Genomic DNA, 16,575 nt, shown 5'->3' on the forward strand with positions numbered 1-16,575 from the left:
TTGAAACTGGAGGAGAAAAGAGGAGGGAACGGCGCTGAGGTAAGCTGACTCAGCATGAATTCAGGATAGCAACGCAATAGAGGATGAAGTGGACGCAAACACAATCAGATTGATGCTAAAAAAGCTTAAACGGCAAAGATCAGAACCCTTCACTACATAGAAGTATTTCAATTTATTAGGAATGTTTACCCCTGTATTGACCTGGTTACCCCATTTCTGTACACTTAAAGAAGTTTGTCATCAAAGAAAAAAACTAAATAAAATAGACTTTCGGCTGCCGTTAGCAAACAGGAAAATGGCAGTCTTTATGATAATTTATAAATAAAAAGGTGATTGCTTTGAACATTTCGATTCTAGGTATACAGGATGAGCGTTTCCACCGCCCACTCCGTCTGATTGGGAATCTCTTTTTTGAAGAGTGTGAGGTGGTACTTGGTGAATCAGCAGAAGCTGATATCACGATTGCGTTTCAGCTTGAGCATGGAACCAGTATTAAAGCCCAAGCTGCACTTACTGATAAAGAAGGCAAAGAACTCTCTGCAGCTTTTGAAAAAGAATTTGTACCTGCTGAAAATGAAAAAGAGAATTTCAAACAAGTTAAAAATGCTGTTTCGCATGTTTATCTAACTGTGTTGCAGGATTGGACAGGCATTATTCAAAAATGGGGAATTCTGACTGGTGTTAGGCCTACCAAACTTCTCCACCGGGCAATGCAAACCCAGATTCCTCAACATGAGGTTCATCAAAAGCTTAAGGAAGAATATCTGATAACGGACGAAAAAATTCAGCTTATGCAGAGAATCGTGGACAGGCAGGTTTCGGTTGTTCCCGATCTTTATGAGCTGAAAAATGAAGTCAGCATTTATATTGGCATACCTTTCTGTCCAACAAAATGTGCTTATTGTACTTTTCCAGCGTATGCGATTAACGGCAGACAGGGATCTGTAGACTCATTCCTTGGCGGTTTGCATCACGAAATGCGAAAAGTTGGTGAGTGGCTAAATGAAAATGATGTAAAGATTACTGCCGTATACTATGGAGGCGGAACGCCAACCAGCATCACAGCTGAAGAAATGGATATGCTTTATGAGGAAATGTACACGTCCTTTCCGGATGTGAAAAATATCCGGGAAGTGACTGTCGAAGCCGGACGTCCGGACACCATTACTCCAGAGAAGCTTGAAGTTCTGAAGAAATGGAATATTGACCGGATAAGCATCAATCCTCAGTCCTATATCCAGGAAACATTGAAAGCAATTGGCCGACATCATACTGTGGGAGAAACCATTGAAAAATTTCACCTTGCACGGGATATGGGAATGAACAACATAAATATGGACTTGATTATTGGCCTTCCTGGAGAAGGAGTGCCAGAGTTTTCTTATACTTTGAATGAAACAGAGAAACTGATGCCGGAGTCACTGACTGTCCACACACTCTCATTTAAACGAGCATCCGAAATGACGAAGAATAAGCAAAGATATAAGGTTGCCGATCGAGCAGAAATTGAAAGAATGATGGAAAAAGCCGATGGGTGGACAAAAGAGCATAAATATGAACCGTATTACTTGTACCGCCAGAAAAACATCCTTGGGAATCTTGAAAACGTCGGCTATGCTCTTCCAGATCAGGAGAGCATCTATAACATCATGATTATGGAAGAGCAGCAGACGATTATCGGACTTGGCTGTGGCGCTGCCAGTAAATTTATAGATCTGCAAACAGGCAAAATCACGCACTTTGCCAACCCTAAAGATCCAAAATCTTATAATGAGAGCTTTGAACATTATACAAACGAGAAATTAAAGATATTAAGCGAACTATTTAATAACACGAATCCTTAGCCGAATAGGCAAGGGTTTTTGTTTGTATATTGTTTAGAAAATGTAGAAATGTTTAAAGGATTTATTTGAAAGTTAATAGAATGATATAGGTATAACAGCCCGTGAATTTTCATGGGCGAATAAATGTAAGCGTTTACTGAAAAGGGGAATTGTAATGATGATGCAAACACCTTTGACTATGACGCAGATGATCAAACGGGCTGAAAAGTATTTTCCAAAGAAAATGGTCATTTCAAGAACGGCCAGTTGAATTCAGAGATTAACATATAATGAGATTGCAGAACGAACCAAAAAGCTGGCGGAAAGCCTGCAAAATCTTGGAGTTGAAAGAGGAGATAAGATAGGGACACTTGCGTGGAACCATCATCGCCATCTGGAGGCTTATTTTGCAATCCCATGCAGCGGGGCGGTTCTTCATACGATCAATATCCGTCTGTCGCTGAAGCATATTTCCTCTATTATAAATCATGCCGAAGATAAGATGCTGCTCATAGATCCCGATATTGTTCCGTTAATCGAGAAGGTGAAGGATGAACTAAAGACAGTCAAGGCGTTCATTATTACGACTGATGATAAAGAACTGCCGGAGACATCTCTATCACCTGTTTATCATTATGAAAAATTGATTGAGGAAGCAAGCTGCGAATATGATTATCGGGATGATTTGAATGAAAACTCACCTGCAGGAATGTGCTATACTTCCGCTACAACGGGCAATCCAAAAGGCATTGTATATTCCCATCGCGGCATCGTTCTCCATAGCATGGCACTTGGAATGGCGGATAGTGCAGCGGTAAGCGAAAAAGATATCGCTCTTCCCATGGTGCCGATGTTCCATGAGAATGCATGTGGGCTGCCATTTGCAGCTGTTTGGTTTGGAACAACACTAGTCTTGCCGGGACCTTATTTTACACCTAAGCTTCTCGCTGAACTTATCCAATCGGAAAAAGTCACGATAACCGCAGGGGTGCCGACAATCTGGCTGGGCCTTTTAAAAGAACTGGATGAAAATGAACATGACATGAGTTCGCTCAGATCGGTTCTTTGCGGTGGTTCTGCAGCACCGAAAAGTATGATTAAAGCTTTCGAGCAAAAGCACAAGATTCCTTTCATGCATGCTTATGGAATGACAGAAACAAGTCCGCTTGTAGTCATCTCAACCCTAAAAAGCTATCAGGAAGAATTATCCGCCGAAGAGCAGCTTGAGATTAAAGCCAAGCAGGGCATTCTTGTTCCAGGGCTGGAAATGAAGGTTGCCGGCAAGAACGGGGAAGCGGCTTGGGATGGCAAGGAAATGGGTGAGCTTGCTATCAGAGGCCCGTGGATTGCTTCTGAATATTATAAAGAGATGCATTCTTTGATGGCTGGCTCTATACTGGGGATGTGGTAACCATTGATGAAGAAGGCTTTATCAAAATTGTTGACCGGACAAAAGACTTGATTAATAGCGGTGGAGAGTGGATTTCTTCGGTTGATATTGAAAATGCCCTAATGGGCCATGAAGCTGTGTTCGAGGCAGCAGTTGTTGCCGTACCCCATGAGCAGTGGCAGGAGCGGCCTGTTGCGTGTGTCGTTTTAAAAGAGCAGTTTAAAGGGAAAACAAGCAAACAAGAGTTATATGAATTCCTTAAACCGCAGTTTGCGAAATGGTGGCTTCCAGAAGATATTTTATTTCTTGAAGAAATACCGAAAACGTCTGCTGGCAAATTCCTTAAGAAGGCATTAAGGGATCAAGTCCATAAACAATATACAGGAAAAGCATAGAAAATTATTGAATAAAGCAGGATCCATCCCCGGATGCTGCTTTTTGGTGGTTCTTCCGATGATTTATCGATTGCTCGATCACTCTGCGGGAGGTTTACTAAATAAAAAAATCTAAAAAAAATAACAAAATTTAAAATTTTTGGATAAAATACTTTTTAAACATAATAATACTCTTTATAATAAAAGAAGCTATTAAAGGAGGGGGAAGGATTTTGGCAATAGATTTTGTAACTGATACTGTCAGCTTGGAGATTAATGGGCGCGTGGCAACTGTTGAGATGAACAGACCGGAATCACTAAATGCATTAAATGTGGAGATGCTAAAAGGGTTATTGGCTGTTATGAAGGATGTCAGCCAAATAAATGAGGTAGATATTGTTATTTTAAAAGGGAAGGGACGAGCTTTTTCCTCCGGCGGTGATATTAAAACCATGCTTTTGGAAGCGAATGAAAGCGATTTCTCTACTGTGATGGATTGCATCAATGAACTGGTGGTAACCATATACAGCTTACCGAAGCTGACGATTAGCACAGTGGCAGGTGCTGCTGCGGGCTTAGGTTTCAGTCTTGCGTTAGCCACCGATTATATTTTGGCAGATAAGAACAGCAAGCTGGCAATGAACTTTATTGGCATAGGATTAATCCCAGATGGAGGTTCCCATTTCTTCCTGCAGCAGCGTATCGGTGAGGATAGAGCGAAACACTTAATCTGGGAAGGAAAAGTGCTGACAGCAGATGATGCCTTGCAAATGGGGCTAATCCATGAAGTAGCACAGGGTGATTTAAGTGAAGCGGTTCATGCAAAGCTGAATAAATGGCTTAACAGTCCCACAGAAGCAATGATTAAAACAAAGAAAATCCTTGCAGATAAAAACCGTTCTGTATTATTAAAAGTACTCGAGCTAGAAAAACTAGGACAGCATAAAATGAGGCAAACCGAGGATCACAAGGAAGGAATTCAGGCCTTTATTGAAAAAAGAAAGCCGGTATTCGAAGGGAAGTAAACGAGTAATAGAAAAAAGCAAAGAGCCTATGCCTTTGCTTTTTTGTTTATAGAGGTAAGAAATTCAATTGTGGGTTGAATAAATGAAAGCTACTAGATTTATCTATGGAATAAAATTAGCTTTCCTGCAGGTGAAGTGCATCGGTGAGTTGTTTCTTCCAAACCCTTTTCTTTTAATAGTTTTTCTCCGAGATCTTTTGCTTCATCATCATTTGCCGCCTGGAAGGCCTCATCTAATATTTTTCCTCCGTCCGGCCCAAAAGCAGTAAGTTTATAAGTTAACATTCTGGTAAGCTCCTTTATTATAAAATTCAGATAGTTACTATTATTTTTGCATAATTTTTGCAAATGTGCAAAAGAAATTTGTTTAGTTGAGAAATAGTTAGAAGGTCCGTCCTAAATGGAGAGCTTCTCAGATGGGAAGCGATTCAAAAGGAAGTCCTCGTCAAAGTGTCAAAGGAAATAAATCAAGATCGGCATAATTAGTTTCATACTACAGAAGAAATAAGGAGCTCAATTTTTTTCAGGAAAAATGAACCTTTTTTCCTTTCTGTCCGTATTACCAGTTAGGCAAAGGAGGAATTAGAACAATGTCATTGTTGCTTGATCATGTTACAAAGCGTTTTGGCAAGTTTATGGCGGTTGATGATTTGTCTCTGGCCATTCCCGAAAGTGAGATGTTTGGCTTTTTGGGTGCCAATGGAGCGGGTAAAACGACAACATTTCGGATGATTCTGGGATTGCTGGATCCAAGCGAAGGGAAGATTACCTGGAATGGAAAGCGAATCGATTATTCAACGAGTCCGCAGATTGGCTACCTTCCTGAGGAAAGAGGCTTATATCCGAAACTAAAGATAAAAGACCAGATCGTATACTTGGCAAAGCTTAGAGGCATGGCCAAACAGGATTCCTTAAAGGAATTGGTCTATTGGCTGGAACGATTCAAGGTGCCTGAGTATGAGAACAAAAAGGTGGAAGAGCTATCGAAAGGGAACCAGCAGAAGATTCAATTCATTACCGCTGTCATCCATAAGCCGAAGCTTCTGATTCTCGACGAACCTTTCAGCGGGTTGGATCCTGTAAATGTGGAACAGATGAAGGAAGCAGTTCTGGAGCTGAAAGAGAGCGGCACGACAATAGTTTTTTCTTCCCATAGAATGGAACATGTAGAGGAATTATGCGAATATTTATGCATCATGCAAAAAGGACGGCCAGTCGTACATGGGTCATTGAAAGAAATAAAACGTTCTTTTGGAAAGAAGAATCTTGTCATCCATGCAGATTACGATTTAAGCTTTTTGGCGAATAGCCATGGAGTAATAAAAGCCAGACAGACTGCAGAGGGAATTCACTTGCAGATAGCAGGGGAAAAGACGGCAGAAGATATTTTCAAGGAGATTGCGGAGAAGGGCTTTGTCCGGAAATTTGTATTGGAAGAACCTTCATTGCATGATATTTTCATTGAAAAGGCAGGTGCTTCCTATGAATAATTTTATGACCATACTTTTTCATACCTATTTAAGCAAACTAAAGACCAAGTCATTTATAGTTACGACTATTATAACGGTTCTGATTGTCGTGGGACTTGCGAATTTATCAGGCATAATAGACTTTTTTAATAAGGATAGCCAGGAAGAAATAGCAGTAATTGATGAGACTGGTGAGCTATTTGCCCCTATAAGTGAACAACTGAAAGCAGTTAATAAGGAAATAGGATTAGAAAATTATAATGGCACAGTGGAAAATGGTGAAAAAGCTGTTAAAGAGGGAGAATATAAAGGTCTTTTGATTTTGTCATATGACCAGGATGAACTGCCGGAAGCAATCTATAAAGCAAAAAGCATAGCCGATTCTGCCATCCCTTCAGAATTGCAAAGTGTGCTGCAGCAGATGAAAACTCAGATGGCCGCTTCACAAATAAACCTCAGCCCTGAGCAGCTAGGGAAAATATATGAACCTGTTTCTTTTAAGCAAATAGCACTAGAAGAAAATGCAAAGACAGAAGAAGAATTAAATCAGGCAAGGGGTCTAGTTTATGTTTTGTTATTTGTTATCTATTTTGCAGTTGTTTTATATGCAAATATGATAGCTATGGAAGTAGCAACAGAGAAATCATCCCGGGTAATGGAAATACTCATTTCCAGTGTCTCGCCTATCAAGCAGATGTTCGCCAAAATATTGGGCATCGGGCTGCTTAGCCTGACACAGATGGCACTCATTTTATTAGTAGGCTACTATTCCATCAAACAAAATCTTAGTTCAATGGAAGGCGGCTTTTTTGAATTCTTTGGGTTTGGCAATATCCCCGCCTCAACGATCGCCTATGCTCTCATCTTTTTCATTCTTGGGTATTTCCTCTATGCGACATTGGCCGCTTTTTTAGGATCACTTGTCAGCAGGATCGAGGATATACAGCAGATGATTACACCCATGACGATGATGGTTGTGGCTGGCTTTATGATCGCTATGTTTGGCTTGAACCAGCCTGAGGCTTCGTTCGTCACCATCACATCTTACATTCCATTTTTCACTCCAATGCTTATGTTCATGAGGGCGGGAATGCTGTCCTTGCCGGTCTGGGAGCCAATCCTTGGTATTGCGATTCTCCTTGCTGCCATTATTTTATTAGCTGTCTTTGGTGCAAGGGTTTACAGAGGCGGCGTATTGATGTATGGAAATTCAAACTCTTTCAAAGATATTAAAAAGGCGCTTCTGCTAACTAAAAATGATTAAATAATGCTGTTTTCGCAAAGGTTGTTGCTTTCGAACCAATATTAATTAATCACTGAGTTGATTGGAGGAAGGCATGAGATCCTCGAAAATGCTACCGCATTTTCTTCGTGCGATGATCATTCAAGGATGATTATTCAACGTCCTACGGGAGTTGCGTTACAAAGGAGACCTCGCAGACGCAGAGCGTCGAGGAGTCTTCCGGTAGCCCCATGTGTTGCTAAGTACCAGCAGCAGAAATCAACGGGCAGAGTTCTTAAGCAAAAACAACAATCTATACTTAAAGAAAAAGCTCCGTTCTCAAGCGGAGCTTTTTCTATTGCTAAAGGCATTCAGCCGAACATTGCTATTAAGCCTTCAAATGCAAAGTAAACACCGAATCCAATCAGGGATAATCCGGACAGAATGGAGATGATGATAATTCCTTTGGAAGTGAGGAATTTGCGGAAGCCTGTGGTCAGCCCTGCTACAAATAAATCCCAGAGCATAAGTCCCAGAAAAATCATTGAACTATATAAAAAGAGTTCAGCATTGCCGTAGGCAGCTGCCGTTTTGGCGAGAACCGATCCGTAAATACCCAGCCAGAACAATATGGAAAGGGGACTCGAAATCGACATGATGAACCCTGAAAAAAAGCACTTGAACAACGAATCCTGGCTCCGAACATAGTTAATGGAAATTTTATTCGCATTTATAATGCTTTCAAATCCTGTATATAACAGAATAAATCCACCAAACAGCCACAAAAAAATTTGAACAATGGGAGTGTCTAAAAATTGTACAAGACCTAGATAAACAATAAGCATATAAAAGGCGTCAGCAAGCATGGAGCCAACCCCAACAATCCACGCATGCCAAAATCCATTTTTTATCCCCTTTTCAAGCCTGACTGCATTAACTGGCCCGATTGGAGCTGCCAATGACAGTCCGAGAAATATATAACTTAAATAAATTCCAATACCCAAAAGTACCACTCCGCCCATTTATTTTTTCCAAAGCCAGCCAACCAGCTCTTGAAAGAGTACTTGTACATTTTTATGCACTAGCTTCTAATGCTAAAACCGGATCGCCTAATCCTAGGAAACTTTTAGGAAGAAGTTTGGCTGCTGAATTTGAATAGGAACGTGCATTCGCCTTTTAGATGGGTTAAAATGAAAGAAAAGGAATGAAAGGAAGTTCACATGAAAAAGGTAACATTTATTCATGCAGCTGATTTGCACCTGGATAGTCCAATGGCTGGATTGAAACATTTACCGTCAGCTATTTTTAAAGTACTGCAGGAAAGTACGTTTACGGCATTTACCACCATTGTTGACGCGGCTATTTTTCATGCTGTTGATTTTGTTATTCTGGCCGGAGATTTATTTGATGGAGAAGACAGAAGCATAAGGGCGCAGACACGTTTTCGAAAAGAGATGCAGCGTCTTGCTGAAAAAGGAATTCCTGTTTTTGCGGTGCATGGCAATCATGACCATATGGAGGGCCAATGGGTTCATATGCCTATGCCTCAAAATGTCCACGTATTTTCCCATGAAGTTGAAGTTTTTAAGCACACTGCTGAAAATGGTACATCAGTCCATCTATATGGCTTCAGCTATCCGAAGAGACATGTAGTGGAACGCATGATTGATCAATACACCAGGAAAAACGGAGCAGATTTGCATATTGGAATCCTGCATGGGCAGTTTGAAGGGAACAGTGACCATGATCAATATGCTCCGTTCCGGTTAAAGGATTTGCTTGGAAAGGACTTTGATTATTGGGCTCTGGGCCATATACATAAACGTGAAAGCTTAAACCAGCAGCCGCCGATCATTTATCCAGGCAATATACAGGGACGTAATCGAAAAGAAACTGGGGCAAAAGGATGCTATTTAGTGGAGCTGGGCAGTTCGAGTGCAAAGTTGGAGTTTATGGAAGCTTCAGCTGTCCTTTGGAATGAAGAGCAAATAGATGCTTCAAATGCGAAAAGTTATCATGATCTTTATGTACTGTGCAAAAGAATGCTGGAAGACAAGCGGCAAAACAGGAAGGGTACCATTTTAAATCTGGTGCTCAACAATGTCAGCCTGCCTGACCATGAAATGAAAGGCATCATAACTGGCGAACTGCTTGAATCCTTGCAGGAGGACGAAACAGAGGAAGAGCCATTCGTTTGGATTTCCAATCTTACTGTGAATGAAAATAGAATGTGGGATAAAGAAAAACTTGCACATGAATCCGACTTTTTTAGTGAGCTTTTTAAGACTGCTGATCAATTTGCTGAAGATAGTGGTTGTACGCTGGCTTTGTATGCACATCCCCTGGCTAGAAGATATCTGGGAAATCTTTCTGAAGGTGAAAAACACAAAATTGCCGGGGAAGCTGAAGAGCTGCTGGTGAATCTTTTATACAAGAACCATTGATTGCCCAGTTAGAATAAGAGGTGGTGGAAGAATGAAAATTACTGATATACATATTTATGGATATGGGAAGTTAACCGATTTTAGTCTAACGGATATTCAATCCCTGCAAGTAATCTACGGTGAAAATGAAGCAGGCAAATCTACAATTATGTCTTTTATTCATAGCATTTTATTTGGCTTTCCTACAAAAATTCAATCTGATCTAAGGTATGAGCCTAAAGAAGGAGCCAAATATGGCGGCAGGCTGACCGCAACTTTCCCTGATAAAGGGAATGCAGTGATAGAGCGAGTTAAAGGAAAAGCTTCGGGAGATGTCAGCGTCCTGCTTGAGGATGGAACAAGAGGAGGAGAAGAACTATTAAGCGAGCTTCTCCACCATATAGATAAAAGCATGTTTCAATCGATTTTTTCCTTTAATATTCATGGCTTGCAGAATGTGAATCAAGTGAAGGGAGAGGACTTAGGGAGATATTTGTTTTCAGCAGGTTCGCTGGGGACTGACAAGCTGGTGACAGCTGAAATGGTCCTTCAAAAGGAATTGGAAAGCCGCTTTAAACCAAATGGAAAAAAGCCAACTTTAAATGTAAAGCTAAAAGAGCTGAAGCAGCTTCATTATGAGTTGAAGAAAGCGGAGCAGCAAAATGAGCAGTATTTTACATTGCTTTGTGAAAAGGAAAAACTGGAAAAGGATATTGAAAGATTGCACCAAGATTTGATGTATTCCCAGAAGGAGCTTTCCCGCATAAAAGAATGGCAGGAATTATCCCCGTTCATGTCGGAGGAACAAAAGCTGAAAAAGGAAAGGGAACAATATGCAGAGGTCTCATTTCCGGCAAAAGGGATGGCAGTCCTGGAAAAAATCGAAAATCTGATGGATCCGCTAAAAGGGCGTAAAGCGAGCCTGGAAGCGAGAATAAGCGGAATTGAAATAGATCTTAAGAAGAATCAGCCAGATTATGAAATTCTCCGCAGCGAACCTCTTATCCATGCTGCATTAGAAGGGCTTCCATTGCTGGATAAGCTTAAACAAGAGGAAAGTGAATTATCAATAAAGATTGGAAATCTTTCTGAAGAAATCTTAAATCTTCAGGAAAGACTTCATTTTCAAATTGAAGAATCACAGCTAAAGCAAATTGACACAAGCGTCTTTATGAAGGATAAGATTAATCATGCACAAAAGCGCCAAAACAGCCTTCATACAAAGAAGCAGGAACTGGATGAGCGCTTTAACGAAGAGAAGTCAGACTTGGAGGCAATCGAACAGAAGATAGCTGAATTGAAGAAGCAGCTTCTGACTGAAGCGGAACGTTCTGCAATCAAAGCAGAATTAAATCGGTCAGCTGATAGGCATATGCTTGAAAAAGAATGGCAGGATACACAAGATAGGCTTCTATTTCTTCAAAAAGCAGAGGAAAAAGAACGGAAAAATAAAGAAGAAAAAAGATATCAGGAAAAAAGGCAGCTTTTGGTTTTTGGCATTCTTTTTGCAGCTTTATTCGGCTGGGGGCTATGGAGTCAAACATGGATTCTTGCCTTTGCAGGTTTGTTTGGTACTGCCTTTTGTGTTTTCATGGCGATTAAGAAACAGCCGCAGACGAATGCCGGCTTCATTCAAGAAGAAATAAAAGCTTTGGCTAAAAAAGAAAGCTTGCTTCTTGAAAAATTGAAGCAGCCTGATAATCAGTTTGCATCAAACCTTGAGGCGAAGCTTCAAAGAGACAGTCAACTTCAAAACCAGCTGCGCCATTATCATTTTCAGCTGGAACAGTCGACTGAAAAATATGAAAAAGTGATTACAGCTTTTGAAAAATGGGAGAAGGAATCTGCCGATCTGGAGGAGGAATTGCTTCATTTTGGAAGACAGCTATTACTGCCTGCAGACATATCAAAAGCCCATTTGGGAGAAGCTTTTGGACTTATTGAACAGCTTAAATCCCTTTTCAGAGAAAAGAAATATGCAACGGAGAGAAAGGTAGCAGCTGAGAAGGCAAAAAATGAGAGACTTCATATTCTTCATCAGCTAAAAGGCCTGCTGGATGATGAACCTGGAAATGTTCAGGAAATCGCCTATCAGTTGAAGAAAAAGCTAAAGGAGGAGATGGAAAATCATATCAAGCTTTGTGAAAGGGAAGCCAAGCTAAATGAGCTAAAAGTCGAATACAGTACTGTTCTTGCCGAACTAAATCACTATGAAAAAGAGTATGAGGAACAGCTTGCTCTTGCCGGAACAGAAACTGCTGACGAGTATCGGAAAAAGGCTCTAGCAGCAGAGAAATTAGCTGATCTTGATGAGCAGATTAAACAAATTACAAAGCAAATCAATATGTACACCTTCTCGCAAGAGGAGATTGATCGATACTCAAATTTAAATGCACCCGAAATAGCCATTCAAGCCCGTACAGAAGAAATAAATAAACTTCAGGGCAAAATTCCCTCTTTGCAAAGCGAGCTTGCAGAGGTGAAATACGAACTTCACCTGCTTGAAGAGGGAGGGACATATGCTGAACTGCTTCATAAATTTGTCCTATTAAAAGCTGAGTTCGAGGAAGAAGCAAGGGAATGGGCTAAATATGCAGCTGCAAAGGATATACTAGAAAAAACCATCAGTACCTTTAAAAATGAGCGCATGCCTAAGATGCTGAAACAAGCTGAAGAATTTCTTTCTTCCTTAACAAAGGGCAACTATGTCCGCATTTTTCCTAAAGAGGAAGGGAGCGGCTTTCTCATTGAAAGCAGGACTGGTGCCGTTTTTGAAGCAAAAGAGCTAAGCCAGGCAACTGCTGAACAGATATATGTTTCCTTTAGGCTTGCGCTGGCTTTGACGATTTATGGTAAATATCCATTTCCCATTATTATTGATGACAGCTTTGTTAACTTTGACCATCTCCGTACCGAAAGAATGATTAGCCTGTTGAGGAATCTTCCTGGCCGGCAAGTATTATTTTTTACTTGCCATAAACACCTTCTGCCCTACTTTCAGGAAGAACAAATACAGTCTGTCAGCAAGGAAAAGCTGTCTGTACAACTATGACAGGCAGCTTTTTATTTTAGGTTTATTAAGTAAGACAGGGTGACCAAATGCTATACTTTCGGAACACCTGCTTCATCCATGTGTTAACAGCAAAATGGCAGAGATAAGTTTAGGAGCGAAAAGGATGTGTATGATATACTAGTTTAAAAGAATTGCATGTTTGGAAAGGTTACACAGAAACAATCTAATATTTTGGACCTTTTTAAACAACCTCTTGAAGGGAGAGTCGGTGCACGTATGTCCAAAGGAATTGTTTATTACGAAGTAGGAGAGCAAATTGAACTTTTTTTACTTATTAAAAATGCAACCAAAGGCGTTGCAAGCAATGGAAAGCCGTTCTTGACACTTATTTTCCAGGACCAGAGCGGGGAAATCGAAGCAAAACTCTGGGATGTCTCAGATGAAGATGCAAAGAACTACAGTCCGGAAACCATTGTAAAAGTGGCAGGGGATATTTTAAATTATCGTGGACGCAATCAGCTAAGAATCCGCCAAATTCGGCCGGCTTCACCGACAGATCCGGTTAAACTGGCAGATTTCCTTGAGACAGCGCCATTAAGTACAGATGAAATGATGAGTAAAGTCACTCAATATATATTCGAAATGAAAAACCCCAATATTCAAAGAATCACTCGGCATCTTTTGAAAAAACACCAAAAGGATTTTCTTGAATATCCGGCGGCTACCAAGAATCATCATGAGTTTGTTTCAGGCCTGGCGTATCACGTCGTATCTATGCTTGATTTGGCTAAAGCGATTGCCAGCCTTTATCAAACCCTTGATAAAGACTTGTTATATGCAGGAGTCATTTTGCATGATCTTGGAAAAATAACGGAGCTTTCTGGCCCAATTTCAACATCCTATACGATTAAAGGAAATCTGTTAGGCCATATTACGATTATGATTAATGAGATTGGAAAAGCAGCAGAGGAACTCGGGATCGACGGTGAAGAAGTTATGATCCTGCAGCACTTGGTTCTATCCCATCACGGCAAGGCTGAATGGGGCAGTCCCAAACCGCCTCTTATTAAAGAAGCTGAAATTCTTCACTATATTGATAATATAGATGCGAAAATGAATATGCTGGATCGGGCACTTGACAGGATTAAACCAGGAGAATATACAGAGAGGGTATTTGCTCTGGATAACCGTTCATTTTATAAACCAGCATTCCATAAATAAAAGCCAGCTGCCTATCCCATTTGGGAAAGGTGGCTTTTTATTGGTATCTAAACATATTTCCTTAGTACAAGCATACATTTTATAGTACCTGGACAAACATTTAATAGAAAGAGGGGAAAAATAATGATTCCATTTTGGGTATATTTTATAGCAGCCGGAATCGTTGTAAGTGCATATATGGCCGTTAAGACGGGCAGGGAAGAGAAAAAAGTGGAAAATGACAGCATTGAACGCGAAGGTGAAATCTATATGAAGCGCCTGGAACGGGAAAAGGAAGAGCGAAAAGCTGCACAGCAATCCGCAGGGTGAAGAGCTGATCAACGAAATGGGTCTCCATATCGGAGACCCATTTCGTTTAGGCAGGTAATTATTTTTCTTCCGTTCCTGTTTCAGCTTCAGGTTCTTTAAGAATGCCTTTAAGCTCTTTATCTTTAATGTCAACATCAGCAGCCTTTAATTCTCGTTCCATTGCCTGCTGTATTTTCTCGCCATCGAGCTTGGACACTTTAACTTGATATTCCATTTCTTTTTTCATTTCTTCAAATGGTTTTTTCTCTTTTTTCTCTATTACTTGGATGATGTGGAAGCCGTGCTCAGATTTGACTGGCTCGCTGATTTCATTTACATCAAGGGCATAGGCAGCTTCTTCGAATTCAGGAACCATTTGGCCTGGGCCAAACCATCCGAGGTCCCCACCGTTTGCTGCAGATCCAGGATCTGTTGAGTATTCTTTTGCCAGGTCTTCAAATTTTCCGCCTTCATCAAGCTTTTTCTTCACTTCGCTGGCAGTCTTTTCATCTTTAACAAGGATATGACGGGCCTTAATTTCAGGCTTGTAATGATCGTAGTATTCTTTTACTTCTTCTTCTGTTGCTTCGATATCCTTAATGGCAGCTTTTTCTTGGAGGAGGCCAGTTCTGAAGGTTTCTTTTAGATCTTCTTCATCTTTATAGCCATACTGCATAAGCGCCATTTCAAAGTTAGCGCCAAGCTGCTGCTTCAATTCATCTATTTTCTGGTTTAATTCTTCATCCGTTATTTCATATTTATCAGCAAGGACCTTTTCATAAATAAGCTCTTGAAGCGCCTGTTCACCGTATTTATCCTTCATCGCTTCATAAAGCTCGTCCTTCGTAATGTTTCCTGCCTTTGTTTCAACGACAACATCACCTGACTCACCGCCAGCATTGCTGCATGCGCTTAATCCAATCACTCCAGCTGCAATGGAGAGCGATAGCATCCATTTCTTCATGTTGAACACTCCTAAGTTTTTTTTCAGGGCCCTGTAAAATTTGCCTGTTGATGATTCTTCTCTCATCAAGTTGCAAAAATCGAAAATTCCGCCTTCACAGAGCATTTTTTATTTAATCATATTCACTACTATACCATAAATGTAAAAAATAACAAAAGCAGAAGAGCACCTTAGATGGATACATATCCGATATGGTTTTTAAAAATTCTGGGTATTTGCCCATCCCATTTCGTCCCTTTGTACATATGATACATGGAAACCCTCTGATAAGAGGTTTCAAGCAGCCTAAAAAAATTGTGGCAGCCGGGTTAAAAGCCTAGCCCACAAAAGAGGCGAATGAATAGGATATGGTAGCAACCTGAAGGGGAGGTGTTATCATGGGTGCTGGATACGGCGGAGGTTTCGCGTTAATCGTTGTATTGTTCATTTTATTAATCATTGTAGGAGCTGCGTGGCTGTAATTTTTAGAGAGGTATAAGGCCCTAGAAGGGGCCTTATGCCAGAATTTGAAAGGAGGATCCTATATGTCTGGAGGACATGGATGCGGCGGAGGTTTCGCTTTAATTGTGGTGCTGTTTATTTTGTTAATCATCATTGGAGCATCTTGGCTTTATTAAGCCTTTAAATAACAATTGTTAATATAAAAAAGCGGCGGAAATGTTTCCGCCGCTTTTGCTTTTTAAGGAATTTTTATTTAGAAGAAGCAAGTAATTTTGTGGAAAAGTTGCTTGCTTACAGCTTCAGCGCCCAGCTAAGCTTTCATTCAAAATAGCATCCTTTGATATCTTGCTCGAAGCATGAGATCTAAGGGTTCGAGCAGTTTGGGTCATAAGCAAAATACCAATTACTTCCGAAGTCAGGACAAAGAACGTTTCAACAGCGATACATCACCCGACCAAAGCTCTATTTGGGCATTTTCCTGTCTTATGCCTTCCTGACTTGCACTTAATGTGCTGAAGCTGATGTTCATTAATTCTAGGCGCTTCCGCTTTTGATTTATGCATACAAAATTTCTACAAAGGAAGATATAAGCAGTATGGTAACAAGAATGTTAATGGTTCTAAATACTTTTGGCTGCCGTTCCTCAGGAATCTCTCTTTGGAGACAAAGCGAATTTGTCATCTTGTTGATATAAAATAAAATAAAAACGGCAAAAATAATAAAGATGGAGATCATCCAAGATTCCCTCCTTGGGCAGTCATTGTGTTTTGTCTGTTATTTACAATAACAAAAATCACAAAAAAAAGATAGTATAAAAGATTGCCTGTGAAAAAAGCAAAAGGTATGTAAAGGTATCCTTTTATTAAAGATCAGAAAGGTACCTTTTGAACTTAGAGATCTGTCTAGCGCAAGCAGCCTAGCTC

The 16,575-nt window shown here is 40.4% G+C and carries 14 protein-coding genes and 1 pseudogene; 11 read left to right on the forward strand and 4 right to left on the reverse strand.

What is annotated here, in order from left to right; translation table 11 throughout:
- Window positions 1–338: 338 nt before the first annotated feature.
- From NCCP133_RS04790 to NCCP133_RS04800, 3 genes and pseudogenes are all read left to right on the forward strand, one after another.
- Entirely contained in the window at window positions 339–1,844 is a 1,506-nt protein-coding gene (locus NCCP133_RS04790) for a coproporphyrinogen III oxidase (RefSeq protein ID WP_264803800.1), read from the forward strand.
- Between the two features lie 157 nt (window positions 1,845–2,001).
- Window positions 2,002–3,608 (forward strand): annotated as a pseudogene (locus NCCP133_RS04795) (long-chain fatty acid--CoA ligase).
- Between the two features lie 212 nt (window positions 3,609–3,820).
- Window positions 3,821–4,612, forward strand: a complete 792-nt coding sequence (locus NCCP133_RS04800; RefSeq protein WP_264803801.1) for an enoyl-CoA hydratase — start codon at window positions 3,821–3,823, stop codon at window positions 4,610–4,612.
- 98 nt (window positions 4,613–4,710) lie between these two features.
- On the opposite strand, the gene NCCP133_RS04805 is transcribed toward NCCP133_RS04800, so the two are convergent.
- Window positions 4,711–4,896: a YhzD family protein gene (locus tag NCCP133_RS04805; protein ID WP_264803802.1), complete on the reverse strand. Its 186-nt coding sequence runs from the start codon at window positions 4,894–4,896 to the stop codon at window positions 4,711–4,713.
- 305 nt (window positions 4,897–5,201) lie between these two features.
- Between NCCP133_RS04805 and NCCP133_RS04810 the strand changes: the two genes are divergently transcribed.
- A complete protein-coding gene (locus tag NCCP133_RS04810; protein WP_264803803.1) occupies window positions 5,202–6,101 on the forward strand; it encodes an ABC transporter ATP-binding protein in 900 nt (299 codons plus the stop codon).
- Entirely contained in the window at window positions 6,094–7,344 is a 1,251-nt protein-coding gene (locus tag NCCP133_RS04815) for an ABC transporter permease (RefSeq protein ID WP_264803804.1), read from the forward strand. Before NCCP133_RS04810 ends, NCCP133_RS04815 begins: the two co-directional genes overlap by 8 nt.
- 329 nt (window positions 7,345–7,673) lie before the next feature.
- On the opposite strand, the gene NCCP133_RS04820 is transcribed toward NCCP133_RS04815, so the two are convergent.
- Window positions 7,674–8,306 carry a LysE family translocator gene (locus tag NCCP133_RS04820; RefSeq protein ID WP_264803805.1) on the reverse strand — a complete coding sequence of 211 codons (633 nt, stop codon included), beginning with the start codon at window positions 8,304–8,306 and terminating at the stop codon, window positions 7,674–7,676.
- A gap of 216 nt (window positions 8,307–8,522) precedes the next feature.
- Between NCCP133_RS04820 and NCCP133_RS04825 the strand changes: the two genes are divergently transcribed.
- From NCCP133_RS04825 to NCCP133_RS04840, 4 genes are all read left to right on the forward strand, one after another.
- The gene (locus NCCP133_RS04825) at window positions 8,523–9,746 is read left to right on the forward strand and encodes a metallophosphoesterase family protein (protein ID WP_264803806.1); all 1,224 of its coding nucleotides are present in this window, start codon (window positions 8,523–8,525) and stop codon (window positions 9,744–9,746) included.
- 31 nt (window positions 9,747–9,777) lie between these two features.
- Entirely contained in the window at window positions 9,778–12,777 is a 3,000-nt protein-coding gene (locus NCCP133_RS04830; protein ID WP_264803807.1) for an AAA family ATPase, read from the forward strand.
- 237 nt (window positions 12,778–13,014) lie between these two features.
- Window positions 13,015–13,959: a 3'-5' exoribonuclease YhaM gene (gene yhaM, locus NCCP133_RS04835; RefSeq protein WP_264803808.1), complete on the forward strand. Its 945-nt coding sequence runs from the start codon at window positions 13,015–13,017 to the stop codon at window positions 13,957–13,959.
- Window positions 13,960–14,082: 123 nt separating this feature from the next.
- Window positions 14,083–14,268 carry a sporulation YhaL family protein gene (locus NCCP133_RS04840; RefSeq protein ID WP_264803809.1) on the forward strand — a complete coding sequence of 62 codons (186 nt, stop codon included), beginning with the start codon at window positions 14,083–14,085 and terminating at the stop codon, window positions 14,266–14,268.
- 58 nt (window positions 14,269–14,326) lie between these two features.
- Here the strand turns inward: NCCP133_RS04840 and NCCP133_RS04845 are convergent, their stop codons facing one another.
- Window positions 14,327–15,211 (reverse strand): peptidylprolyl isomerase, encoded by an 885-nt coding sequence (locus tag NCCP133_RS04845; protein ID WP_264803810.1) that lies wholly within the window; start codon window positions 15,209–15,211, stop codon window positions 14,327–14,329.
- A 377-nt stretch (window positions 15,212–15,588) separates the two neighbouring features.
- Here NCCP133_RS04845 and NCCP133_RS04850 point away from each other — a divergent pair, with 377 nt between their 5' ends.
- On the forward strand, window positions 15,589–15,672 hold the full coding sequence (locus NCCP133_RS04850; protein WP_064503397.1) for a YjcZ family sporulation protein: 84 nt from the start codon (window positions 15,589–15,591) through the stop codon (window positions 15,670–15,672).
- Between the two features lie 63 nt (window positions 15,673–15,735).
- Window positions 15,736–15,828, forward strand: a complete 93-nt coding sequence (locus tag NCCP133_RS04855) for a YjcZ family sporulation protein (RefSeq protein WP_144543361.1) — start codon at window positions 15,736–15,738, stop codon at window positions 15,826–15,828.
- A gap of 379 nt (window positions 15,829–16,207) precedes the next feature.
- On the opposite strand, the gene NCCP133_RS04860 is transcribed toward NCCP133_RS04855, so the two are convergent.
- Window positions 16,208–16,387 carry a hypothetical protein gene (locus NCCP133_RS04860; protein WP_264803811.1) on the reverse strand — a complete coding sequence of 60 codons (180 nt, stop codon included), beginning with the start codon at window positions 16,385–16,387 and terminating at the stop codon, window positions 16,208–16,210.
- Window positions 16,388–16,575: the final 188 nt, after the last annotated feature.

This window comes from Cytobacillus sp. NCCP-133 (assembly GCF_026011715.1).
Classification (GTDB): Bacteria; Bacillota; Bacilli; order Bacillales; family Cytobacillaceae; genus Cytobacillus.

Coding starts and splice junctions, on each gene's coding strand:
- NCCP133_RS04860 (WP_264803811.1), bottom strand. CDS start 16,387: ATGATCTCCATCTTTATTATTTTTGCCGTTTTTATTTTATTTTATATC.
- NCCP133_RS04840 (WP_264803809.1), top strand. CDS start 14,083: ATGATTCCATTTTGGGTATATTTTATAGCAGCCGGAATCGTTGTAAGT.
- NCCP133_RS04830 (WP_264803807.1), top strand. CDS start 9,778: ATGAAAATTACTGATATACATATTTATGGATATGGGAAGTTAACCGAT.
- NCCP133_RS04810 (WP_264803803.1), top strand. CDS start 5,202: ATGTCATTGTTGCTTGATCATGTTACAAAGCGTTTTGGCAAGTTTATG.
- NCCP133_RS04825 (WP_264803806.1), top strand. CDS start 8,523: ATGAAAAAGGTAACATTTATTCATGCAGCTGATTTGCACCTGGATAGT.
- NCCP133_RS04815 (WP_264803804.1), top strand. CDS start 6,094: ATGAATAATTTTATGACCATACTTTTTCATACCTATTTAAGCAAACTA.
- NCCP133_RS04850 (WP_064503397.1), top strand. CDS start 15,589: ATGGGTGCTGGATACGGCGGAGGTTTCGCGTTAATCGTTGTATTGTTC.
- NCCP133_RS04845 (WP_264803810.1), bottom strand. CDS start 15,211: ATGAAGAAATGGATGCTATCGCTCTCCATTGCAGCTGGAGTGATTGGA.
- NCCP133_RS04805 (WP_264803802.1), bottom strand. CDS start 4,896: ATGTTAACTTATAAACTTACTGCTTTTGGGCCGGACGGAGGAAAAATA.
- NCCP133_RS04855 (WP_144543361.1), top strand. CDS start 15,736: ATGTCTGGAGGACATGGATGCGGCGGAGGTTTCGCTTTAATTGTGGTG.
- yhaM (WP_264803808.1), top strand. CDS start 13,015: ATGTCCAAAGGAATTGTTTATTACGAAGTAGGAGAGCAAATTGAACTT.